The sequence below is a fragment of the Tissierella sp. MB52-C2 genome, from assembly GCF_030931715.1.
In the GTDB taxonomy this organism is placed as follows: Bacteria; Bacillota; Clostridia; order Tissierellales; family Tissierellaceae; genus Tissierella.
The window spans coordinates 2,597,954-2,620,845 of the sequence record NZ_CP133261.1; the positions used below are offsets into that span (position 1 = coordinate 2,597,954).

Below are 22,892 nucleotides of genomic sequence, written 5' to 3' on the forward strand. Positions count from 1 at the left end.
AATAAGGGGGTCAAAAAAATGGCAAGTTTAACAATTAGTCCAGAAGATCAAAAGAAGGTAAAAGCATTAGGTTTTTTAGTCAATAAGGGAACTGACAACTTTTCAGCTAGAATCATTACTGTAAATGGTAAAATTACAGCTGCTCAAAACAAATGTCTTTCTGAAGCAGCAGAGCTTTATGGGAATGGTATCGTAACATTTACATCAAGACTTACAGTTGAATGCCAAGGTATTCCATATGATAAAATTGAGGATTTTAGAAATTATATTGCAAAAGAAGGTCTTGTAACAGGTGGTACTGGCTCAAAGGTTCGTCCAGTAGTTTCATGTAAAGGTACTACTTGTCAATATGGTTTAATTGATACTTTTGATTTATCTGAAAAAATCCACGAAAAATTCTTCAATGGATATTCAAGCGTTAAATTACCACATAAATTTAAAATTGGTGTAGGCGGATGTCCAAACAACTGTATGAAGCCTAGTTTAAATGACTTAGGAATTGTTGGACAAATGATACCTAATTATGACAGTGAATTATGTAATGGATGTAGAGTTTGTGGTGTTGAAAACGTATGTCCAATGGATTCTGCTAAAGTTGAAGATGATCTTTTACACATAAATGAAGAAACTTGTAATAACTGTGGTCGTTGTATAGAAAAATGTCACTTTGATGCTATTCCTGATGGTCAAGTTGGATATAAAATATATATAGGTGGTAGATGGGGTAAACTTGTTAACCATGGTATTCCACTAGATAAAATATTTACAACTGAAGAGGAAGTTATGGATATAATCGAAAAAACTATACTTTTCTTTAGAGAACAAGGTGAAACTGGAGAACGTCTATCTCAAACCATAGAAAGAATTGGTTTTGAAAATGTTCAACAACAACTATTATCAAATGACCTTCTTGAAAGAAAAGATGAAATTTTAGATTCTGAACTTCACTTAGTTGGCGGAGCTACTTGCTAATTAAATAATTTATGATTTATCCAAAAGATAGATTTAAAAATCTATCTTTTGGATAGTAAGTATTATTTTTTTAATTTTGATTGATTTTTTTTTAACAGTGTTTTATGGTTTTCATTACTCAATAAGGGGGAGAAAAATGAATACGAAAAAGCTTATGGGTATTATTCTTTGTATTGCTATTGCAATATTAGCAACATATATAGGTGGCTTACAGAATATAGTTGGTGCTCCAATGATTGGTTTGTTCATAGGTATGCTTATATTAAATATAATGCCATCTATGGATAAAGAACTTAAATCTGGTGCATCTTATGCCGGAAAGAAGTTCTTAAAATGGGGAATTGTATTGGCTGGTGCAACTCTTAATTTCAAACAAGTGTTGGGTTATGGTGCTAAGGCATTACCATTACTTCTTTTTAATATTTGTTTATCATTTGCTGTTGCTTATTACGTAGGTAAAAAACTGGAATTATCAAAAAATACTTGTACATTAGTTGGTGGTGGTAGTTGTATATGTGGTGGTACTGCCATTGCTACTTTAGCATCTATTATTAAAGCAAAAGAAACTGAAATAGCTTATGCTATGACTGCAATATTTTTATTTGATATTTTAGCTGCACTAGCTTATCCTTATTTAGCTGGAGCTATGAACTTAACTGTAAACCAATTTGGTTTCTTAGCAGGGGCAGCAATCAATGATACTTCCAGTGTTGCTGCAGCTGAGGCTACTTACAATGTTTTAAATAATCTTGATTCAAGTTTAGCTATTACTATAAAACTTGCTAGAACCAGTTTATTAATTCTTGTCTCTATTATTGCTACCATCATAACTGTAAAAAATGCATCTAAAGCAAATCAAGATAGTGAAGAGCAAATGTCTATAGGTCAAACTGTTATGAAAGTTTTCCCTTGGTTCATAGTTGTATTTTTGGGAATGGCTATTTTAAACACTGTAGGGTTATTTGAACTTATTCCTGGATCATCTAAATTCTTTAAAACTGGATATAAATTCTTAATAACTACAGCATTAGCTGGTGTTGGATTTAAAATTCACTTCAAAGATCTTTTCACCAAAGGAACTAAACCTATTATACTAGGGGGATGTACATGGGCGGCTGTAGCCATATCTACATTATTGTTTATTACAATATTTGCTAACTATGTCGGTTAAATATAAATGCTCTGAGTTTAAACTCAGAGCATTTATTATTCTTTTATTGATTTTAAGGCTTCATAATTTGATTTTATAGTATAATCTAAATCTTCTTGGCTAAAAGCTGCAGATAAAAACATACATTCAAATTGAGCTGGTGGAAGCATTATTCCCCTATTTAGCATTTCTCTAAAATATTTAGCATACATATCTGTACTACATTGCTGTACATCATCATAATTCTTAAATGGACCTTCTCCAAAGAATAAAGTAAGCATATTCTTAAATCTAACTATATTAGCTTTTACTCCTGTTTTTTTAATATTTTCTGCTATTCCTTCTTCCAGTTTAATAGCCATACTTTCCATCTTCTCATATATATCTTTATTGTCTTTAAGCAGTTTAATATTTTTATATCCCATATGCATTGCAAGTGGATTGCCTGAAAGAGTTCCCGCTTGATATACTCCCCCTAGAGGAGATACTATTTCCATTATTTCTTTTTTTGCACCATAAGCTCCTACCGGAAATCCTCCACCTATTATTTTGCCAAAACAAGCTATATCTGGATTTATTCCATAGACTTCACTAGCTCCACCATAGGCAATTCTAAATCCTGTAATTACTTCATCAAATATAAGTAAAGAACTATGTTCCTTTGTTATTTCCCTTAATCCACTTAAGAACTCTTTTGTCCCTGGTACTAATCCCATATTACCTGCTACTGGCTCTACTATTATAGCTGCTATATCTTCTCCGTACTCTTCAAAAGTTTTTCTTATATCTTCTAAATCATTATATCTACATACTATAGTGTTTTTTACAATTTCTTCTGGTACTCCTAAACTTGTAGGTACACCATAGGTTATAGTTCCTGACCCTGATTTTACCAGTAGGGAATCACTATGTCCGTGATAACAGCCTTCAAATTTTACAATCTTATTTTTTCCTGTAAATCCCCTTGCCATTCTTATGGCACTCATAGTAGCCTCTGTACCTGAATTAACCATTCTAACCATATCTATGGCTGGATATGATTCTACAATTAATTTTGCCATATCTACTTCAACTTTAGTAGGAAGCCCAAAACTTAATCCGTCATTTATTATATCTTCTATTCCTTCCATTAGTTCTTTGTTAGAATGTCCTAAAATAGCTGGACCCCAAGATCCAATATAGTCTATATAAACATTTCCATCTTCGTCCTCTATTCTGTTTCCATAACCCTTTTTTATAAACACTGGACCAGTATCTACTGATTTGAAGGCTCTAACAGGGCTATTTACTCCACCTGGAATGTACTTTAATCCTTCTTCATATATCTCTTTTGATTTTTCGAATTTCAACTTAAGTTCCCCTTTCATCTTTATTTAAGGTGTTTTGCCACGTCTTTAGCAAAATATGAAATAATTATATCTGCACCTGCTCTTTTAATTGAAGTTAAAGTTTCCATCAAAACTTCTTCTCCTACAATATTGTTATCTATTGCATTTTTTAACATAGAATATTCCCCACTTACATTATAAGCTACAATAGGAATATTAAAATTGCCTTTAATTCTTCTTATTATATCTAAATAGGAAAGAGCTGGTTTTACCATTACCATATCTGCACCTTCTTCTATATCATACATTACTTCTCTTAAAGCTTCATCTGAATTAGCTGGATCCATTTGATAAGACTTCCTATCTCCAAAACTTGGAGCAGAATCTGCAGCTTCTCTAAAAGGTCCATAATAAGCTGAAGCATATTTTGCACTATAGGCCATTATAGGAGTTGAAGTATATCCACTTTCATCTAATATATTTCTTATATATTCTATTCTTCCATCCATCATATCTGAAGGTGCTACCATATCTGCCCCTGCAACAACATGACTTAAGGCTATTTGTCCTAAATAAGGTAATGTTTTATCATTATCTACTGTTCCACAGTCCTCCAATATACCACAATGACCATGAGATGTATATTCACACATACATATATCTGTTACTATGTAGATTTCAGGATAGTTTTTCTTTATTGCTCTTATGGCTCTTTGAATAATTCCATTATTACTATAAGCCTCAGAACCAACTTCATCCTTATGATCTGGTATTCCAAATAATAATATAGACTTTATTCCTAAGTCTAGAATTTCCTTTACTTCATCTAACACCATATCTACTGAAAAATGATATACTCCCTTCATAGAAGAAATTTCTTTCTTTATATTTTCCCCTTCTACTATAAATAAAGGATATATAAAATCATCTATGGATAATTTTGTTTCTCTTACCATACTTCTAATGGCTGAATTTTTTCTTAATCTTCTAGTTCTATTCACTTTATCACTTCTCCTTAATTAAGAGTTCTAATATACCATCTATGGTATATTCTTTAGCTTGTTTATATACAGAATAACCTGCTTCTTCAATGGTTTTAGTAGTTATTGGCCCTATGGATACTATCTTACCCTTTTCTAAAGCAGGACCAACATCTTCTTTAAGTATTTCACTAAAGTTAGTAAAGGTAGATGATGATGTAAATAATAAATAGTAAGAGTCTAGGTCATTTAATGTATCCATTATTTCTTCTTTATTTTCTTCATCTTTTACAGTATGGTATATTTTTAAATCATTTATTGTGGCTATTTGAGAAAGTTCATTTATTAATTCATTTCTACCTATTTTGGCTCTAGGAATCAGTACATTATCTTCCTTAGATAAAACTTTACTTAATTCATCAATTAAACCTTCTGCTACAAATTCATTTGGAATTATATCTGGATTTATTCCATATTTGCCTATGGCTGCAGCTGTTTTTGGACCTACGGCTGCTATTTCTATATTAGCTAAAGTTCTTATATCCATTCCTAACTGGAAAAACCTTTGGAAGAATATGTTAACTCCATTAACACTTGTAAATATTAAGTAAGAATAATTTGTTATGTTTCTTATGGATTTATCTAATTCTTCATTTGGACTTATTTTCTCTACTTTTATAGTTGGAAAAGAAATTACATTTCCACCTAGTTCTTCTATTTTATTTATGGTTTCACTGGCATAAGATTTTTCCCTAGTAATTACTATATTTTTTCCTAATAAAGGCTTGTTTTCAAAGAAATTCAACTTTTCTCTTAATCCTACTACATCACCTACTACGATTAGACTTGGTGGCTTAATGTTTTCTTCTATGGCTTTATCATATATATTAGATAATGTTCCTATAACAGTTTTTTGACTTAAAGTAGTCCCCCAGTTTATAATTGCGGCTGGCGTGTCTTTACATTTCCCATTTTTCATTAAGTTTTCAGATATATTCTTTAAATTTGAAACCCCCATTAAAAATACTAAAGTTCCTTTTAAAGCCGACAAGGATTTCCAGTCAAGTTCCTCTTCTTCATCCTTTAAATGCCCTGTAATTACATGAAAAGAGGTAGCTATGTCCCTATGGGTAATAGGTATACCTGCATAACAAAGTCCACCTATGGCAGAAGTAACACCAGGTACTACCTCAAATTCTATTCCTCTGTCATAAAGATAGATACCTTCTTCTCCCCCTCTTCCAAATACATAGGGGTCTCCACCTTTAAGTCTTACCACTAGATTTCCGTCTTTTGCCTCTTGATAGATTATTTCATTTATTTCATCTTGAGTCTTTACATGATTCTTTGAAGCTTTTCCCACATATATAAGTTTAGCATCCCTTTTAATATGGTCTAAAAGCTTTGGACTAGCTAATCTATCATAAACTACTACATCTGCTTTTTTTAAGTAAGACAATCCTTTTAGTGTGATTAAATCTGGATCTCCTGGCCCTGCTCCTATTAGGTAAACTTTACCCTTCATATTATATTCACCTCTTTTAATATTTCCTTAGCTAAAGATTCCCCTAAAGCTTCTCCTTGATTTATATCCCCTTCTATGGATTTTCTTACTAACTTTTCTCCGTTTGCTGTGCCTAATAAACCTTCTAAACGGATTTTCCCCTCCTTAACTTCACAATATGCTCCTACTGGAATAGTACAACTTCCTCCTACTGCCTTAAGAAAAACCCTTTCAACTTTACATTGTATTCCCGTTTCTTCGTGGGCTATACTTTTTAAAATTTCTTCTAATTCATGGTTATCTTCCCTAATTTCAATGGCTAGAATTCCTTGAGTAGGGGATGGTAAAACTATATCTTTATCTAAATAAACCATATTTTCACCTAATTCTAGACCTAGTCTATGAATTCCTGCTGCTGCTAATATTACTCCATCTAAGTTTTCTGTATATATTTTACTTATTCTAGTCTCTATATTTCCCCTTATACCTACTACTTCTAAATCTGGTCTATAGTTTAATATTTGATATTTTCTTCGTTTGCTTCCTGTACCTATTACTCCACCTCTTGGTATATCATTAATGCTTTTTAGTCCTTCTCTTAGAACTAATACGTCCCTATAGTCCTCTCTTATTGGAGAAAAGGATAACTTTAGTCCCTTGGGGAGTTCTCCTGGCATATCTTTCATACTATGAATTGCCATATGAATTGTATTATCTAATAGCTCTTTTTCTATTTCTTTTATAAATATTTCCTTTCCACCTAATTTATCTATGGGTATATCCTTTAATATATCGCCTTTTGTTTTTATTACTTTAACTTCAAATTCTATTTCTGGATGAACTTTTTTTATACTATCTATAACCATATTGGTCTGTGTAAGGGCAAGATTACTTCCTCTACTTCCTACTATTATTTTCATATTATCAGTGCTCCTTATAGTTCTATTTTTCTAACTCCTTTAAAAACTCCTTTAAATCAACAATATTTAATTCTAAAGCCTTATCCATAATTTCTTTTGTTTTATGTGAGTAATTATCTAAAGTTATCCTACGTATTTCTTCTAAGATAATCATATATTCCTTGTCGAACTTCTTATATTTTTTTTCCATATCTATTCTGATTTTTTTACTTAAGTAAGGAAAGCTACCTAATGTGGAAATAGAAATAGTTAAATTATCGTTATTTATAATAGATGATGTAATAAAATCAGACTCATCTTTGCTATCTACTATATTCACTAGTATATTTAAATTATTACAATCCTCTCCGATTTCCTTATTTGTCATTCTAGAAGATGTAGCCCCTATTACTAGAAAAGCATCTTCAATATATTTTTTATTATAAATATCGTATATAAGTTCAATGTTTTCTTTATACTCTTTCTGTAGATCCTTAAAATCATCTATAATCTTAGGACTTACCACTCTTACAGTTCCGCCAAATTCTAAAAGTTTTTTTACTTTCCTATAGGCTACTTGTCCACCACCTACTACAATAATTAACTTATTTTCAATTTTTAGCATTATTGGATAAAACATAGATCACCTCTATATTTCAAAGATTTTTTTCATTACTTCTATATATTCTTCTGAATCTTCATTGTTTATTTGCTTTAAGACCTTTATAGGTTCCCTTATAATCTTTTTTAAAGCAGACATAACCATTTTATCTACTATTTTTTTATCTCTCTTGTTTAAATCTACCTTCCGATTAATATAGTTCATAGTTTCTTCCTTTATGGAATTACATCTATTATTTAAAGATTCTATAATAGGATCTACATTTATAGTATTTATCCACTCCATATACTTGTCCACATCAGAATTAATAATTTCTATGGCCTGTTCTGAAAGTCTTTTTCTTCTTAATAAGTTTATTTCTGATACTCTCTGCAAATCATCATTATGGTATAATATTATATTTTCATCTTCACCAACTGTAGAGTCCACATCTCTAGGAAGAGCTAAATCTAATATATATATTTTTTTATTTCTCTTTTTCATATGTTCTTTCATTATAATAGTATGGGGTGCAGAAGTTGCTGTAATTAAAATATCTACATCTTCTATTACTTCATATCTCTCTTCATATTTTATTGCTATTAAATTATTAAATTCCTTAAATATTTCCTTCATCTTTTCATAGGTTCTATTAGTTAAATAAATCTCTTTCAAATCTTCTTCATATAAGTATCTAATGGCCAATGTACTCATTTTCCCAGTACCTATTACAAGAGCTTTTTTATCCCTTAAGGAACCTATTTCTTTTTTCAAAAGATTTATACCTATATAGCTAGTTGATAAGGGTATTTCAGAGATCTTTAGAAGATTTCTTATTTTCTTCCCTTCACATATTGCGTCCATAAATAATCTGTTTAAGACCTTTTTGCTAAATCCTAGTTCCATGGAAAAATTCATGGCATCTCTTATTTGCCCTAGTATCTGATCTTCACCTAGTATCATGGAATCTAGTCCTGCTGATACCATATATAAATGAATAACTGCTTTCTTTCCCTTTTTAACAAATATGTAATCTTCAGACTTAGGAAAATTGAAAAATTCCTTATAAAACTCTATTACTTCTTTAACGGAGCTTTCTATATCTTCACTGGCTATATATATTTCACTTCTATTACAAGTAGAGATAATTATTAATTCTTTACTAGATTTATCTAGTATTAAATCTGCTCCTTCGATTTTCATAGACTCAGTAAAAGAAAATACTTCCCTAACTTGTATTGGAGAATTATTATGATTTATTCCTATTACTGCAACTTCCATCCTTATCCTCCTACCTTTGAATTTACCTTTATTCTTAATTTTATTCTAATTCTATCATATTGTAAAATCTAATATTTAACAAGCTTTTATGTAATGTATATTATTATATATGTCATTGATATATATAATAATACAACAGACCTTCATGTGTTCATGAAGGTCTGTTGTATTATACGTTTTTTTATTGGTTTTGAACTATAAACTCTCCATTACTAACTCTAACTATTTGAATTCCCAATTCTACAGCTTTATCATACTTAGACCCTGGATCTTCTCCTACTATTACATAGTCAGTTTTTTTACTAACGGAGCCTGTTACTTTACCACCCATTTTTTCTACCATATCCTTTATCTCGTTTCTGCCTAATCCCTCTATAGTCCCTGTAATAACTACTGTTTTGTCTGTAAATATAGATTCTTCTATTTCTACTTCTTCAAAATATGGATTTACTCCTTCAGACAATAGTTTATCGAGACTTTCCAGTATCCTATCATCATGGAAAAACTCCAATATACTGTTGGCAATGATTTCTCCAACTTCTCCTACTGTTATTAATTCTTCATGGCTTGCATTTTTAAGGTTATCTAAAGATTTAAAATGGTTTGCTAAATCGTTTGCTGTCTTTATTCCAACATTATTTATCCCTAAAGCATATATAAAAGAACCTAAATCTATATGTTTTGATTTTTCTATTGCCTCTAATAAATTATTTGTTTTCTTTTCCTTAAATCCTTCTAATTTAATTAAATCTTCATATTTTACTTCATATATCTCAGGTAAATCCACTATGTTTAATTCATCCAATAGCTTTTCTGCAGTTTTTTCACTAAATCCTTCTATATTCATAGCATCACGACTGGCAAAATGGACTAGTCTAGATACTAGCTGCGGCTTACAGGAAAGTGAGTTTGGACAAAATATATGAACTCCATTTTGAATTAATTCAGAATCACAAGCTGGACAATGGGTTGGCTTTTCTATTTCAAAAGTTTCCTCATCCGTCTCTAAAGTTCCCAATATTTCTGGAATAACATCGTTAGATCTTCTAATAAGAACCCTTGAATTTAACTTAACACCTTTTCGTAGAATATCATCATAGTTATTTAATGTGGCTCTTCTAACTGTAACTCCACCAATATCCACTGGCTCAAGTAAGGCAGTAGGTGTTACTTTAGATGTTCTACCTACGTTCCATACTACTTCTAAAAGTTTAGTTGATGTTTCTTCCGCTTCAAATTTATAGGCTATTGCCCATCTAGGAAACCTATTAGTAAATCCTAAGACTTCTCTAGTTCTTATATCATCTATTTTTATAACTAATCCATCTGTTAAGAGATCTATATTGTGTCTTTCTTCCCTTATGATTTCTATTTCTTCAATTACTCCATTTATGGAATCAAATTCTTTAGCATATGGAAATACAGGGAATCTATTTTCTTTTAGGAATTCCAATATCTCCACATGCCTTTGGAAGGCTTTTCCTTCTATATATGAGATATTATAAAAATAAGCTGTAAGATTTCTTTCTGCTGTAACCCTTGAATCTAAGTTCCTTAAAGCTCCTGCTGCTGCATTTCTAGCATTTTTTAGAGGTTCAGAGGCTGTCCTATTATACTCTTCTAATGCTGATAATGGCATTAATCCTTCTCCATGTACCTCCATAGTCCCCTTAAAATCAATTTTTAGAGGAATAGATTTTATTGTTTTAAGTTGAGGTAAAATTGCTTCACCTACAGTTCCATTTCCTCTTGTTGCCCCTTCTACTAATAGCCCATCTCTATAGGTAAGATTTATAGTCAGTCCATCAAATTTATATTCAACTATATATTTAGGCTCTGGTAATTTATCTGTATTTTCCCTATTATAGTCTCCTATTAGTTTTCTAACTCTATTATCCCAGCTAATTAATTCTTCTACACTTTGACTCTTATCTAAACTCCATAGCCTACCTAAATGAGTATGTTTTTCAAACTTATCTACTAGTTCTCCACCTACCCTTTGTGTTGGAGAGTAGGAATAAATTATTCCTGTAGTATTTTCTAAATGTACTAACTCATCATATAATAAATCATATTCTTTGTCGGTTAATTTAGGTTCGTCTAATGTATAGTAATGATAATTTAAATCATTGATTATTTCAATAAGTTCATCTATTCTTTTTTCTTCATTCATAAAATCACCTCATTATTTCTATAGGAGCAATTGAAAGCAATAGTCTTTTTAATCCCTGTCCATCAAATGATATTACTAGTTCTTTGTCATTATCTCTATCCTTTACTTGAACTATAGTACCTATACCGAATTTCTTATGTTTTACTTTGTCACCTATATTTACCTCTTGGTTCACATCTGTTATTGGCTTAGGCTTAGCCTGTATAGTAAATGAATTACCCATAAAAGTTTCTTTTTTAAATGTCTCTTTCTTCGCCGTCAAGTCCTTTACAGATACTAGCTGTTCTCTTAGTCCTTCCCTTTCTCTTTTCTCTATGCCATCTCCCATCTCGGCGATAAATCTTGAAGGCAAAGTATAGTTTACATTCCCATAAATAGTCCTTATCTTTGCATTAGTTATATATAGAAGCCTTTCTGCCCTAGTTACTGCAACATAGCAAAGTCGTCTTTCTTCTTCTAATTCAGACTCACTTTCTAAAGACCTAGTTATAGGAAATAGCCCTTCTTCCATACCAACTAAAAATACAACCGGAAACTCTAACCCTTTAGAACTGTGTACCGTCATCATAGTAACTACATTGGTGCTGTCAGAAGTCTTATCTACATCTGATAGTAAAGCAACATTTGCCAAGAATTCTTCTAAATCACTCTCACCCATTCGCATTTCAAAGTCGATTGCAACAGATACAAATTCCTTTATATTGTCAATTCTTGTTTGAGATTCTATAGTATTTTCCTTTTCCAATTCCTTTATATAGTCAGTAGAATTTATAACTTCTTCTATAAAATCTTTTATTCCCATTGTTTCCTTTTTAGCCATAAGCATACTCATCATATCCATGAAAGGTTTTAGGCTGTTTTTTGCCCTACTGTTTAACTCATCTATACTATCTAAAGATAATAAAACGCCATAGATAGAATCATTATTTCTAAGGGCAATTTCATCTAGCTTATCTATGGTTGCATTGCCTATGCCCCTCTTAGGTACATTGATTATTCTCTTTAAAGAAATATTATCTAATGGATTTTCCAATACTTTTAAATATGCTACTATATCCTTTATTTCTTTTCTATCATAGAATTTAAGCCCTCCTACGATTTTATAAGGAATATTCTTTCTCATAAAACAATCCTCAAAGGAACGAGACTGGGCATTAGTTCTATAAAGAATGGCAATATCAGATAGATTAAATCCATCCTTTATTAGTTCATCTATTTTACTTCCTACAAATAAAGCCTCGTCTTCTGAGTCAGACATTTCCTCATAGCGTATAGGCTCTCCTTCCTGGTTATCTGTCCATAGATTCTTATCTTTTCTCTCAGAATTGTTTTTTATCACTCTATTTGCCAAATCAAGTATTTTTTGTGTAGATCTGTAGTTTTGCTCAAGCATTATAGTAGTAGCACCTTTAAAATCCTTTTCAAAGTTTAAAATATTAGTGATGTCTGCATTTCTCCATGAATAAATTGATTGATCAGGGTCTCCAACTACACAAATATTTCTATATTTGTCTGAAAGTAGTTTAACTAATTCATATTGAACCTTATTTGTATCTTGATATTCGTCTACAAAAACATATTTGAATCTTCTTTGATAATAGTCTAAAACTGTTGGATCATTTCTTAGTAGTTCCACTGTCTTTATTATTAAATCATCAAAATCTAATGCATTATATTGTTTTAATTTTTCTTGATATAGTGCATATAATTCGCCAATATTTCTTAGGTAAAAATCTTTATAATTATTGTTTATAAATTCATTTGGATCTACTATTTCATCCTTTAATTTACTTATTTGAGATAAAACTGATGATTCCTTATATGTATCTTTATTAAGATTTCTTTCCTTTATACATTCTTTTACAAGGGTTATTTGATCATCTCTATCATATATGGTAAATGATCTATTGTATCCTATTTTATCAATATCTCTTCTTAAAATCCTTACACATATGGAGTGGAAGGTTCCCATCCACATATTTTCTACAGAATCAGACAAAGTTCTAGCAACTCTATCCTTCATTTCGGCAGCAGCCTTGTTAGTAAATGTAATTGCCAATATATTTCCCGGGAAAATTCCTTTTTCTTCGATTAAATATGCTATTTTATGAGTAACAACTTTAGTTTTTCCACTACCGGCACCTGCTAAAATTAGTAGGGATCCATCTGTATGTAATACAGCTTCTCTCTGTCTATCATTCAATCCATTTAGGTAATCCATTGCTCCACACCTTTCTAAACATTTGTTTCTTTCTTATTTATTATATAGTATTGAGCATAATATTTCCATTAAAAAAGCAACAATCATGGATTGTTGCTTTTTCAGTAGATTCAAATGTATAAAGCTATATTAATGAAAATTATTTGATAGAACCTGCAATTTTTACTAATTCTTCTCTACCTATTTCTCCTCTTCCCATCAAACTATAAAGGACATCATTATATTCCCAATAAATACTTCTTTCATTCATAAGAATAGCTTTTTCATTATTAACTTTGACTTCCTCTATTTTTCCGTCTGTTGCTATACCAAATGCTGTCTCTTCATCCGATAAACTTTGTTGCATATAGATATTTTTTCCTGTATTTTGATTAACAAAATATAGATCAATATATTTACTATTTTCCGCAATACCGTCTTCATCTTTATAAAATTCTGCTCTGTCAAATTTATATCCATCTGGTAAGTAGCTTGGAAGAATTACATTAAAGCAAGTATAGCTATTCAATTCGTCAGCATCTTTGATTACAAGATATTCTTCTTTTCTTAGCAATTCTTTATCTGCTACTGTTATTATCTCTCCACTTTCTTCATCTATATTAGCAATTTCCTGGCCATCAGCTGTATATATTTTCCTAGTACCTATGCCTTCTTCTTGGAATACTTCTAGCATATTGCCATCCTTATCAAATATTTTTCCTTTTAAATTCTCAGGAATTAAGTATGATTTTTTCTCAGGTTCAATTTGCACAGCTTCTATATTTTTGAGGGATATAATCTTGACTATTTTATCTATAATATCCTGTGCAAATGATGTTTGCATTGCTGAAACACTTAATACCCCTATTAACAAAAATGATGCAACTTTAGCAATTGGATGTTTAATTTTCTTTCCTTTTTTCATTTCATCTTCTCCTCTATATTCATTAATATTTTTTAATGTTTTATCAAATACTTCTTTTCTATTACTGTCTTTGCTAAAATCTTTATTGGCTAAAGCCTTAGTTATCTCTAAAACTTTCTCGTATTCTTCTGAATCTATACTGTTTAAATCATCTATTCCTTGAAAACACTCATCTATCTTATTAGAAAATTCATCTTTAATATTTCTATCAATCATATTTATTCCTCCTTTTCTAATTCTATTTTCAACTTTTTCATTATCCTATAAAGTATTATCCCTACATTGTTGGGAGTAAGATCTAATATCTCTGCGATTTCTTTGTTCTTCAGTTCTGCTCCAAACCTAAGAGATATAATGCTTTTTTCTCTTGGATCTAATATCTTTAATGCCTTTAGAAGTTCATCATTTGTTTCTGATATTTCTATTATTTCTTCTGGAGTTTTCATCTTTGATATTAATTCCTTCACTCCATCAATAGAAAAAATATTATATTTTTTCCTATTTCTAAAATGATCATTTACTATATTCTTAGCTATGGCGAATAGCCATACTTCAAATGGTGATTTGTCTTTTGAATATTTATTTATATTGATCATAGCTTTTAAAAACGTTTGACTAGTCAAATCTTCTGCAGTATATTGACAACTAACTTGATAATATATAAAATTGTACACCCTTTTATAATAGGTTTCAAAAATATAAGAAAAATCTTGCTCATTATATATATTTTCTTTAGTTTTTTCTATTTTGAGGGTATTTGCCAAAGTTGCTCGATACATATCAAACCTCCTCCTTGAATTTTATATTTGGCGCCGAATATTTTCATTCATATGTTAATACGTAAATTTCTTCGTTTCATTACACAATATTTAAATTTTTTTATTTATATTAAAATCCAATTAATTATATCGTATAAATAAAGGACTGTCTCAAAATTTAATTTTGAGACAGTCCTTTCTATGTTATTAACAATTTTAAAACTTATTTTATATTTGCTTTAAATAATTATTTCTTAATATCAGTCTATAAATCAATTCTTCAATAAATGTAATTATACTACTTGTTATAAAGTATATTCCTATACCAACTGGACTTCTAGACGTTAATATAATTGATATAATGATAATGCTTACTATATTTTGCTTTAAAGGTTTACTTTCATCAAATCTTCTTAAATATCCTATATAGTTTAATAAATTAGGACTTATTGAAACCAATGCATATACTAAAGGTATTATATAGCTAGTGTCATAAGATTTTAGGCTTGAAGCCCACGGTACTAATATAGAACCTGTATCTACACTGTTTGCCTTAATAACATTGAATAAAATTATTAGTATTGGAATTTGAATTAAACCTGTAAAAGAGCCTAATAAACTGGAGCCATTTTTAGTATAATACTTAGTTAGTTCCTCGTTCATTTTTGTTTCGTTATCTCTATATTTTTTCCTTATTTCATCAATTTCTGTTGTAAACTCTCGCTGTTTTAATAAAGCCATTTTTTGTTTTATAGATAATGGTAGTAATAAAACTTTAACTAATATAGTTAACGCCACTATGGCCAAACCCCAGTCATTAGTAAAGTTAAATAATATATTTAAAACACTGCTTAATAAATTAGACATGAAAAATTCATCCTCCCAAAATAGTTTTTATAGTTTGAGTCATTAATCATATCTATTACTTAATCTGGAAAGTAAAATCTCCATATTTGATACTTTTCATATGAGCTATAGTCTGCTATGTTTAAACATATATTATAATCTAGAAATTTACTTTTCTCAAATTTATAATGTTCATTAGAGATATTTAGAAACTGACTTTTAAAACATCTTAATGCAATATATCCCATAGATATAAAACATATAAAGAACATCATGAAACTTAAAAATGATAAGTAATCAAAATCCATGGTAAAAACTCCTTTTAAAATGAATTGCATTAACATTATACGATATAGATAATATATATACAACTCATATATCGTACTTTTTGATATTTCCAACCATTTAGAATGTAATTAAAAATCTAAATCTTCATAAAAAGTGCACCTCCAAAAGTCAAATTTATTGTCTAACTTTTGGGGTGCTCTTCTTAATGAGTTCTTTAATTATATTATCTAGCTGCTTTTAATCTTGCTATATCGCCCCAATTGTCAGCAGTAGCTATTTCTATTCTTGATATGTTCGATTTAATGTCTGCTAATTCTTCCTTTACTTCATATCTAAATTCCGTCAAATCCATAGTCTGCTCTACTACAGCATCCAACTTTACAAAAATTTGTTTTTGTCCCTCTTCTAATCCTATTACTTTTTCTTCTAGGTTAGTTACTTTTTCTTCTATCCCAACTACTTTTTCATTTAAATTTTTCTGTCCTTCTTCTAGGTTTCCTAGTTTTTCCAATACTAATATTTGAAATTCTTCATTAGTCATAGTCAAAACCTCCCCTTATCCCTATTCTACATTATATCCTTAAATACAATTATATATTAAAAATAAATATCATACAATGAATAATTCATCTTTAATTTTCTACTTATAATATTCATTGTTTATATAGATTTCCAATGCTATAATAAGAGTAAATTCAATGATTAAGGAGGCCTATATGAAGCTAAATTATAAACGAACATTTTTTATTGGTTTGGCATTTTTATCGATTTCTTCTTTTTGGCAATTATATGATAATATTATACCTCTTATTTTACACAATACCTTTGGCATTGGGGAAACTATGACAGGAACTCTAATGGCTCTTGATAATGTACTAGCATTATTTTTGCTTCCATTCTTCGGTACTCTTTCTGATAAGATAAATACTCCTTTTGGAAAAAGGACTCCCTTTATTGTTATTGGAACAACCATAGCTGTTATATCTATGATGTTAGTTCCTATGGCAAATAGTAGTCAAAACTTTGCATTGTTTTTTATATCTTTAGGGTTAGTATTGCTTTCTATGAGTATTTATCGTTCTCCTGCCGTTGCATTAATGCCCGATCTTACTCCTAAGAACCTTAGAAGTAAGGCAAATTCCATAATTAATCTTATGGGAGCAGTAGGGGCTATCTTTACTCTTTTAATGATTAGTCTCTTAATCCCAAAGGAAGCTTCACCTAATTATACGAGTATATTTCTGGCTGTTGCTTTTTTAATGTTATTTTCAGTTATTATACTTGTGATTGCCATTAGAGAAAATAGATTATCTAAAGAAGTAGCTATCATTAATTTAGATGAAAATGAAAAATCACATTTAGATGATTTAAGTCCTAGTATGACTATGAATAAGGATATAAAAAGGAGTCTAGGTTTTTTATTGGCATCTATCTTCTTATGGTTTACAGCCTATAATGCTATTACTACAGCATTTTCTAGATATGCTACTATAGTTTGGAATTTAAAAGGTGGTGGTTTTGCCAATGCTCTTATGGTTGCAACAGGTACTGCTATTCTTTCCTATATACCTATAGGAATTATATCTGGCAATATAGGTAGAAAGAAAACTATTATTGGTGGAATTTTGTTAATGAGTGGATCTTATTTCTGTGGATTTTTCTTTAAATCCTATTCACCATTAATTAATTTAGTATTTGCCTTTACAGGTATTGGCTGGGCTGCCATTAGTGTAAACTCATATCCTATGGTGGTAGAAATGAGTCGTAACTCAGACATAGGAAAATATACTGGTTTATATTATACTTTTTCCATGTCTGCCCAGATTTTTACCCCTATATTGTCTGGCTTTTTACTGGAGAATATATCCTATAAAACCTTATTTCCATATTCATTTGTATTCTCTTTATTATCATTATGTACAATGCTAATGGTTCATCATGGAGATTCTATACCAGTAAAAAAGAAAAGTACATTGGAGCATTTTGATATAGAAGATTAGTTTTAAGGGGTGTGGTTAATGTTGTTTTATATTTTAGGACTGATTTTTATTATACTTATTTGTTATCTCTTAGCTATTATGCCAAAGATAACAAATAGGCCTGATTTAAGTGTATTTATGAATAGACATTATACCCATAGGGGATTTCATAAAGAAAAGAATATTGCTCCTGAAAACTCTTTAGCTGCCTTTAAATTATCTGTTCAACATGATTTGGGAATAGAGTTCGACGTTCAACTATCAAAGGATGATGTTCCTATTATATTCCATGACTCTAATTTAAATAGGGTATGCGGTGTAGATAAAAATGTTAATGAGCTAACATTTAAAGAATTAAGAGAACTTAATTTATTTGATTCTAAAGAGAAAATCCCTCATTTGCAGGAATTATTGGATTTAGTCAATGGACAAGTACCTTTAATTGTAGAAATAAAATCTAACTCCAGTGATATGTCAATTTGTTCAATAGTTGCTTCTTATTTAGACAACTATAATGGTATTTACTGTATAGAATCCTTTAACCCTATACCTGTTCTTTGGTATAAGAACAACAGACCTGGAGTTATTAGAGGACAACTTTCTACAAATTATTTAAAAAGTAATATTAAGCAAAATAAAATATTTGCATTTTGTTTACAACATTTATTATTCAATTTTATCACTAAGCCTAATTTTATTGCATATGGATACCAATACTATAATAATCTTTCTCTAGTTTTATGTAGAAAATTTTATGGAATTACTACAGTGGCATATACTATTCCATCAAAATTAGAGTTAGAGAAACATCTTAATAACTTTGATCTATTTATATTTGAAGACTTCTTACCTAGTAATTCATTTAAAAATAGCTAAGGATGCCCTTAGCTATTTTATATTATATTTAATTTTCTACTAAAAATATATTTATATCAAATTCTCCAATAGTAGTCTTCAATGGTATAAGCAATGACTTTTTATTTGCCATGGAAATCGACTTATAATCCCCTACGATAATCTGCGGTGGAGCAATATCACATATATAATCATATGATGTTAAATTAGTTACTGCATTTCCACCGATTATGTTTGCAACTTCCCCTAAAGCTGAAGATACAAAATTATCGATTTCATCTAGTTCCATACCTGACATTATCTTAACCATTTCTAGGGCAGTTTCATTTTTGAAACCAAAAAGAACTGACCCTTTTAAATCTCCTGTAATTCCCAGTAAAACATTTGTCTCGTTACTACATACCATTCCCTCTACTATTTTTAAATCTCCTTTTTCTACTGGTAAATCAAGCATCAGACGAAATACATCTTGAGTTGCTCCATAAAAGGAGTTTATATATTCTGCTTTCATTACGCTTCCACCTCTTTACTTTTTACATACTCTCCAATTTTCTGATCCATTTTACCAACGTGCATAATTAGCCATGTCATAAGTTTTGCACCAAATTCTTGCATTTTCTCTTCAGTGAATTCGCCCTGCTCAAATACTTTAACATAATCATTAACCCCTTCTTTAAATACTCTGTGGGCCTCTTTATGTATTTCAATATCAGGATAACCAATACTTTTTTGATACTCTTCTTCATCATCAAAGTGAAATACTACATAATCTTTCATAAAATCCATAGTTTCTTTTACATTATCCAATCTATCTTCCCATGGTTTTTCTTTATCTTGAACAATCTTAATAAATTCTGATAGTCTTTTAAAAAGTTCAATATGTTGATCGTCAATTAAATCCACACCTATTCTATATTTATCTTTCCACATCATAATATCCCTCTTTTCTATATAAATGCTAAATTTACTATATTGTTATATCTAATATTTCTATCTCCTGTTCCTTAAGGAAATCTATAAATTTATCTCCTACTTTTACTATAGGTTTAGTTTCATCTTGAGGATGTATATATACTATTACTCCAGTAGTACCATCACTTAATAAAACTGTGTTCCCTACATAAAATCTAGAAATATTTTTTAAAAACACTTGGGTAATATGTGAATCTAAGGATGTAAAGCTTTCTTCTCTAAGATAATCTGCTGCTCTAAGAGGTGAGTCCTTATACTTATATGTTCTAGTAGAAGTAAGGGCATGATATATGTCACATATGGCTATTATTTTGGCATATAAATGTATGTCCTTTTCACTTACTCCATTTGGATAGCCAGTCCCATCTATTTTCTCATGGTGCTGTAATACTCCCAACAAAATATCATTATTAAATTTTTTAGTATCTAAAAGCATTTTATAGCTATAAAATGAATGTTTTCTCATTTCCACAGCTTCTTCTTCTGTCAATTTACTAGGTTTCTTTATTATATCATCGGATATCTTCAATTTTCCTAAATCATGGAAAAGTGCAGCTATGGATAAATCAAAAATTTGGTTTCTAGAAAGTTCTAACCACTTACCTAATGCGATGGCTAATATACACACTCCTAAACTATGATTAAAAGTATAGTCGTCTTTTTTCTTTAATAATCTCATTTGAGTAAGTATATCTCTTTCCTTAGATACCTCATCTACAAAATCTTTCATTGTTTCAAGTATCTTATCTGTCTCTAGTTTGTTTTCCCTTTTTACTTCATCAAATATTTTATCTAAAGCGTCCTCTAAATTATGATAGGAATCTTTCAATTCTTTATTGGAAACTCCTTCTGGAATTTTCTCTTCTCGTATAAAAACAGAGTCTATTTTATAATTAATTAATTTATTAATAAACTCTTTAGTTATGGCTGTACCCTTTGGAATCAATATAACTCCACTTCTTGAATCCATTACATCTCTATCTAAAATCATTCCTATATCTAGTTTCTTAACTTCTATGTTTTTACTCAAGTTATCACTCCTCTAAGGAATAATCTATTTTCCATTTTAATACAATTATATATTAAAGAAAAATATATAACAATAGCATTCTTTAAAGATTGTGCTAATTCATTTAGTGAGTATTTCGTTGTAAAATTAGAAAAAAATTAACTTAGCCAAATCCTATATTATCTACTTTAATACCCTATTTATCAAATTTAAAAAGTTTTTATAGCCTATTTTTTCTATATCTTCTTGTGTAAATCCTTTTTCCTTAAGTTTTAGTATAAAATCTTTTCCTTTAGAAATGTCCTCTAATCCCTTAGTACGTAGAGAAGAATCTTCAGTAAAGGTATTTGCTGTATCTTTTCCAATATATTCAAAGAAATCAAATCCTAAGGCGATTTTATCTATTCCTATGAGGTTTATAATATATTCTATATGACTTATTAAATAGTCTACACTTCTTTTATCCTTGTCTTCATGTATAAATTCATTGAAAGCATTTATACCAACTAGACCATCTCTTTCACCAATTGCCTTTATTTGATCATCGGTTAAATTTCTTGGAACATTACATAATACTCTTGAATTGGAATGAGATGCTATAAATGGCTTTTCAGCTACATTATAAATATCCCAAAAAGTTTTATCGTTTGCATGGGATACATCTAAAATCATACCTATGGATTCCATAATCTTAATAGCTTCTTTTCCTAAAGTAGTAAGACCTCTATTTATATCTCCCCTTGCTCCAGTTCCAAGAAAATTTTCTTCATTCCATGTTAGGCTTCCATGTCTAAACCCTAATTGGTACAAAGTATATATACTTTCTATATCTTCACCAATGCCACTTAATCCTTCTAATCCTAACAATACTCCAATTTTATTTTCTTCTATGGCTTTATAGAAATCTTTGCTATTATATATTACCTTTATTATATCTTTACTTTCCCATAGCTCACTACTCATGGCTTTAATACTTTCAACAAGTCTTTCCTTTGGCCTCTTATCATGTGGGGGATCAATCCATATAACAAATACCCCTCCAACCATATTTCCTTTTCTAAATCTATCTAAATGATAATCTCTAATAATATTTTTTAATCCTTTTTCCCTTTTTTTAGTTACATCGGCCCATATATCTCCATGTATATCAAATAACATAATTATAGTCCTCCTAGACAAATTCTTTCACTTATATTACCTGAATTAATAATAACCAAACACAGTAAATAACTAATAGTCTAAATAATATCTTTTCAAACTTACTATTTGTTTTAATTGTAATGGGAAAGGAAATTTTATTATTTAAAGGATAGAATAGCTTCACTCCCTTAGAAGTAAATAAGTCTGCTACTATGTGCAAGAAATACCCTATTATAAATCCAGAATATATGGAGTCTAATCCATAATCTAACTTACCTAAGGATACTATGGTTGTTGAGACAAGAAAGCCTACTATACTATGAGTAAATCCTCTATGACTTGATATTCCCACAAGAAAAGATCCTATACCCAGAAACAAAAGAAACTTTAACTTGCTTAGGTAATACAGATATGTAAATACAATTCCTACTAATACATAAAATGAGACTCTATAAAAATTGTTTTTAACTAATAATATCTTCTGATTTATTTTCCCCTTAGGGTGGTCTAAATCAGGAATTAAGGAACTTATTGCAGAAACCAATACTATTACAGACTGATTCTCTAAGGGTTGTCCATAGGATATAGTTAAAGCTGCTGCAATTCCTATTGCTATATGTGTTTTTCCTGTCATAAATATTCTCCTATTGATGTCGATTAAGGTTTCTAATTAAAAGACAAGGGACATTTTTTTAGTCCCCCATATTATTTATCCTCTATTATTCCCAATTTCTTAAGTACGACATTATATCCTTCTGATCCATAATTTAATGCTCTATTTATTCTGCTTATGGTTGCCGTACTAGCACCCGTTTCAGCTTCGATTTCATTATATGTCTTATTTGTTTTAAGTAACTTAGCTACTTCTAACCTCTGTGATATTGCTTGAATTTCCTTTATTGTACATATGTCCTCGAAAAACCTATAACATTCTTCTCGATTTTCCAAAAGCAAGATTGCTTCAAAAAATCCATCCACTTGATCTGATTTTATCTTCGAGTTAAATTCCATTTTTATTTCCTCCTAAAGTCA

Annotated in this window: 23 protein-coding genes; 4 read left to right on the top strand and 19 right to left on the bottom strand. The window is 29.9% G+C overall.

Features of this window, described 5'->3' with window-relative positions:
* The first annotated feature begins 18 nt into the window (after positions 1-18).
* A complete protein-coding gene (locus tag RBU61_RS13160; protein ID WP_308875921.1) occupies positions 19-972 on the top strand; it encodes a 4Fe-4S binding protein in 954 nt (317 codons plus the stop codon).
* A 136-nt stretch (positions 973-1,108) separates the two neighbouring features.
* Positions 1,109-2,143, top strand: coding sequence for a putative sulfate exporter family transporter (locus RBU61_RS13165; protein ID WP_308875922.1), 1,035 nt, complete (start codon positions 1,109-1,111; stop codon positions 2,141-2,143).
* A gap of 35 nt (positions 2,144-2,178) precedes the next feature.
* On the opposite strand, the gene hemL is transcribed toward RBU61_RS13165, so the two are convergent.
* The 13 genes from hemL to RBU61_RS13230 all read right to left on the bottom strand — a co-directional run bounded on the left by hemL (position 2,179) and on the right by RBU61_RS13230 (position 16,446).
* The gene (gene hemL, locus RBU61_RS13170) at positions 2,179-3,471 is read right to left on the bottom strand and encodes a glutamate-1-semialdehyde 2,1-aminomutase (protein ID WP_308875923.1); all 1,293 of its coding nucleotides are present in this window, start codon (positions 3,469-3,471) and stop codon (positions 2,179-2,181) included.
* Between the two features lie 20 nt (positions 3,472-3,491).
* Complete coding sequence (gene hemB / locus RBU61_RS13175) at positions 3,492-4,451, bottom strand: porphobilinogen synthase (protein ID WP_308875924.1); 960 nt, start codon at positions 4,449-4,451, stop codon at positions 3,492-3,494.
* Between the two features lie 4 nt (positions 4,452-4,455).
* Positions 4,456-5,955 carry a uroporphyrinogen-III C-methyltransferase gene (cobA, locus tag RBU61_RS13180; protein ID WP_308875925.1) on the bottom strand — a complete coding sequence of 500 codons (1,500 nt, stop codon included), beginning with the start codon at positions 5,953-5,955 and terminating at the stop codon, positions 4,456-4,458.
* Positions 5,952-6,854 carry a hydroxymethylbilane synthase gene (gene hemC / locus RBU61_RS13185; RefSeq protein ID WP_308875926.1) on the bottom strand — a complete coding sequence of 301 codons (903 nt, stop codon included), beginning with the start codon at positions 6,852-6,854 and terminating at the stop codon, positions 5,952-5,954. The genes cobA and hemC overlap by 4 nt, the downstream gene beginning before the upstream one ends.
* 22 nt (positions 6,855-6,876) lie before the next feature.
* Entirely contained in the window at positions 6,877-7,473 is a 597-nt protein-coding gene (locus RBU61_RS13190; RefSeq protein WP_308875927.1) for a bifunctional precorrin-2 dehydrogenase/sirohydrochlorin ferrochelatase, read from the bottom strand.
* Between the two features lie 9 nt (positions 7,474-7,482).
* Positions 7,483-8,715, bottom strand: a complete 1,233-nt coding sequence (hemA, locus tag RBU61_RS13195; RefSeq protein WP_308875928.1) for a glutamyl-tRNA reductase — start codon at positions 8,713-8,715, stop codon at positions 7,483-7,485.
* Positions 8,716-8,896: 181 nt separating this feature from the next.
* Positions 8,897-10,888, bottom strand: coding sequence for an NAD-dependent DNA ligase LigA (gene ligA, locus RBU61_RS13200; RefSeq protein ID WP_308875929.1), 1,992 nt, complete (start codon positions 10,886-10,888; stop codon positions 8,897-8,899).
* A gap of 4 nt (positions 10,889-10,892) precedes the next feature.
* Positions 10,893-13,109, bottom strand: a complete 2,217-nt coding sequence (gene pcrA, locus RBU61_RS13205) for a DNA helicase PcrA (protein ID WP_308875930.1) — start codon at positions 13,107-13,109, stop codon at positions 10,893-10,895.
* 139 nt (positions 13,110-13,248) lie between these two features.
* On the bottom strand, positions 13,249-14,229 hold the full coding sequence (locus tag RBU61_RS13210; protein WP_308875931.1) for a DUF4367 domain-containing protein: 981 nt from the start codon (positions 14,227-14,229) through the stop codon (positions 13,249-13,251).
* 2 nt (positions 14,230-14,231) lie between these two features.
* Positions 14,232-14,792, bottom strand: a complete 561-nt coding sequence (locus RBU61_RS13215; RefSeq protein ID WP_308875932.1) for a sigma-70 family RNA polymerase sigma factor — start codon at positions 14,790-14,792, stop codon at positions 14,232-14,234.
* A gap of 207 nt (positions 14,793-14,999) precedes the next feature.
* The gene (gene yidC / locus RBU61_RS13220) at positions 15,000-15,638 is read right to left on the bottom strand and encodes a membrane protein insertase YidC (RefSeq protein ID WP_308875933.1); all 639 of its coding nucleotides are present in this window, start codon (positions 15,636-15,638) and stop codon (positions 15,000-15,002) included.
* A 59-nt stretch (positions 15,639-15,697) separates the two neighbouring features.
* Positions 15,698-15,925 (bottom strand): hypothetical protein, encoded by a 228-nt coding sequence (locus RBU61_RS13225; RefSeq protein WP_308875934.1) that lies wholly within the window; start codon positions 15,923-15,925, stop codon positions 15,698-15,700.
* A 203-nt stretch (positions 15,926-16,128) separates the two neighbouring features.
* Entirely contained in the window at positions 16,129-16,446 is a 318-nt protein-coding gene (locus RBU61_RS13230) for a hypothetical protein (RefSeq protein ID WP_308875935.1), read from the bottom strand.
* A 175-nt stretch (positions 16,447-16,621) separates the two neighbouring features.
* Here RBU61_RS13230 and RBU61_RS13235 point away from each other — a divergent pair, with 175 nt between their 5' ends.
* Both RBU61_RS13235 and RBU61_RS13240 read left to right on the top strand, forming a co-directional pair.
* Entirely contained in the window at positions 16,622-17,905 is a 1,284-nt protein-coding gene (locus RBU61_RS13235) for an MFS transporter (protein ID WP_308875936.1), read from the top strand.
* Positions 17,906-17,923: 18 nt separating this feature from the next.
* A complete protein-coding gene (locus RBU61_RS13240; RefSeq protein ID WP_308875937.1) occupies positions 17,924-18,760 on the top strand; it encodes a glycerophosphodiester phosphodiesterase family protein in 837 nt (278 codons plus the stop codon).
* A gap of 28 nt (positions 18,761-18,788) precedes the next feature.
* Here RBU61_RS13240 and RBU61_RS13245 read toward each other — a convergent pair whose 3' ends face one another.
* From RBU61_RS13245 to RBU61_RS13270, 6 genes are all read right to left on the bottom strand, one after another.
* A complete protein-coding gene (locus RBU61_RS13245; protein WP_308875938.1) occupies positions 18,789-19,250 on the bottom strand; it encodes a chemotaxis protein CheX in 462 nt (153 codons plus the stop codon).
* Positions 19,250-19,672: a hemerythrin family protein gene (locus tag RBU61_RS13250; RefSeq protein WP_308875939.1), complete on the bottom strand. Its 423-nt coding sequence runs from the start codon at positions 19,670-19,672 to the stop codon at positions 19,250-19,252. The genes RBU61_RS13245 and RBU61_RS13250 overlap by 1 nt, the downstream gene beginning before the upstream one ends.
* Before the next feature lie 34 nt (positions 19,673-19,706).
* On the bottom strand, positions 19,707-20,741 hold the full coding sequence (locus RBU61_RS13255) for an HD-GYP domain-containing protein (protein WP_308875940.1): 1,035 nt from the start codon (positions 20,739-20,741) through the stop codon (positions 19,707-19,709).
* A gap of 162 nt (positions 20,742-20,903) precedes the next feature.
* Positions 20,904-21,878, bottom strand: coding sequence for a membrane dipeptidase (locus tag RBU61_RS13260; protein ID WP_308875941.1), 975 nt, complete (start codon positions 21,876-21,878; stop codon positions 20,904-20,906).
* A 31-nt stretch (positions 21,879-21,909) separates the two neighbouring features.
* Positions 21,910-22,494, bottom strand: a complete 585-nt coding sequence (locus RBU61_RS13265) for a metal-dependent hydrolase (RefSeq protein WP_308875942.1) — start codon at positions 22,492-22,494, stop codon at positions 21,910-21,912.
* A 71-nt stretch (positions 22,495-22,565) separates the two neighbouring features.
* A complete protein-coding gene (locus RBU61_RS13270; RefSeq protein ID WP_308875943.1) occupies positions 22,566-22,871 on the bottom strand; it encodes a YerC/YecD family TrpR-related protein in 306 nt (101 codons plus the stop codon).
* Between the last annotated feature and the right edge of the window lie 21 nt (positions 22,872-22,892).

Excerpts from the sequence above, each read along its gene's own strand:
- hemA (WP_308875928.1), bottom strand. The coding sequence starts at position 8,715 with ATGGAAGTTGCAGTAATAGGAATAAATCATAATAATTCTCCAATACAA.
- RBU61_RS13265 (WP_308875942.1), bottom strand. The coding sequence starts at position 22,494 with ATGACAGGAAAAACACATATAGCAATAGGAATTGCAGCAGCTTTAACT.
- RBU61_RS13240 (WP_308875937.1), top strand. The coding sequence starts at position 17,924 with ATGTTGTTTTATATTTTAGGACTGATTTTTATTATACTTATTTGTTAT.
- RBU61_RS13215 (WP_308875932.1), bottom strand. The coding sequence starts at position 14,792 with ATGTATCGAGCAACTTTGGCAAATACCCTCAAAATAGAAAAAACTAAA.
- RBU61_RS13230 (WP_308875935.1), bottom strand. The coding sequence starts at position 16,446 with ATGACTAATGAAGAATTTCAAATATTAGTATTGGAAAAACTAGGAAAC.
- RBU61_RS13250 (WP_308875939.1), bottom strand. The coding sequence starts at position 19,672 with ATGATGTGGAAAGATAAATATAGAATAGGTGTGGATTTAATTGACGAT.
- RBU61_RS13165 (WP_308875922.1), top strand. The coding sequence starts at position 1,109 with ATGAATACGAAAAAGCTTATGGGTATTATTCTTTGTATTGCTATTGCA.
- RBU61_RS13270 (WP_308875943.1), bottom strand. The coding sequence starts at position 22,871 with ATGGAATTTAACTCGAAGATAAAATCAGATCAAGTGGATGGATTTTTT.
- RBU61_RS13210 (WP_308875931.1), bottom strand. The coding sequence starts at position 14,229 with ATGATTGATAGAAATATTAAAGATGAATTTTCTAATAAGATAGATGAG.
- cobA (WP_308875925.1), bottom strand. The coding sequence starts at position 5,955 with ATGAAGGGTAAAGTTTACCTAATAGGAGCAGGGCCAGGAGATCCAGAT.
- pcrA (WP_308875930.1), bottom strand. The coding sequence starts at position 13,109 with ATGGATTACCTAAATGGATTGAATGATAGACAGAGAGAAGCTGTATTA.
- RBU61_RS13160 (WP_308875921.1), top strand. The coding sequence starts at position 19 with ATGGCAAGTTTAACAATTAGTCCAGAAGATCAAAAGAAGGTAAAAGCA.
- RBU61_RS13260 (WP_308875941.1), bottom strand. The coding sequence starts at position 21,878 with ATGTTATTTGATATACATGGAGATATATGGGCCGATGTAACTAAAAAA.
- RBU61_RS13190 (WP_308875927.1), bottom strand. The coding sequence starts at position 7,473 with ATGTTTTATCCAATAATGCTAAAAATTGAAAATAAGTTAATTATTGTA.
- yidC (WP_308875933.1), bottom strand. The coding sequence starts at position 15,638 with ATGTCTAATTTATTAAGCAGTGTTTTAAATATATTATTTAACTTTACT.
- ligA (WP_308875929.1), bottom strand. The coding sequence starts at position 10,888 with ATGAATGAAGAAAAAAGAATAGATGAACTTATTGAAATAATCAATGAT.
- RBU61_RS13235 (WP_308875936.1), top strand. The coding sequence starts at position 16,622 with ATGAAGCTAAATTATAAACGAACATTTTTTATTGGTTTGGCATTTTTA.
- RBU61_RS13245 (WP_308875938.1), bottom strand. The coding sequence starts at position 19,250 with ATGAAAGCAGAATATATAAACTCCTTTTATGGAGCAACTCAAGATGTA.
- RBU61_RS13225 (WP_308875934.1), bottom strand. The coding sequence starts at position 15,925 with ATGGATTTTGATTACTTATCATTTTTAAGTTTCATGATGTTCTTTATA.
- hemC (WP_308875926.1), bottom strand. The coding sequence starts at position 6,854 with ATGAAAATAATAGTAGGAAGTAGAGGAAGTAATCTTGCCCTTACACAG.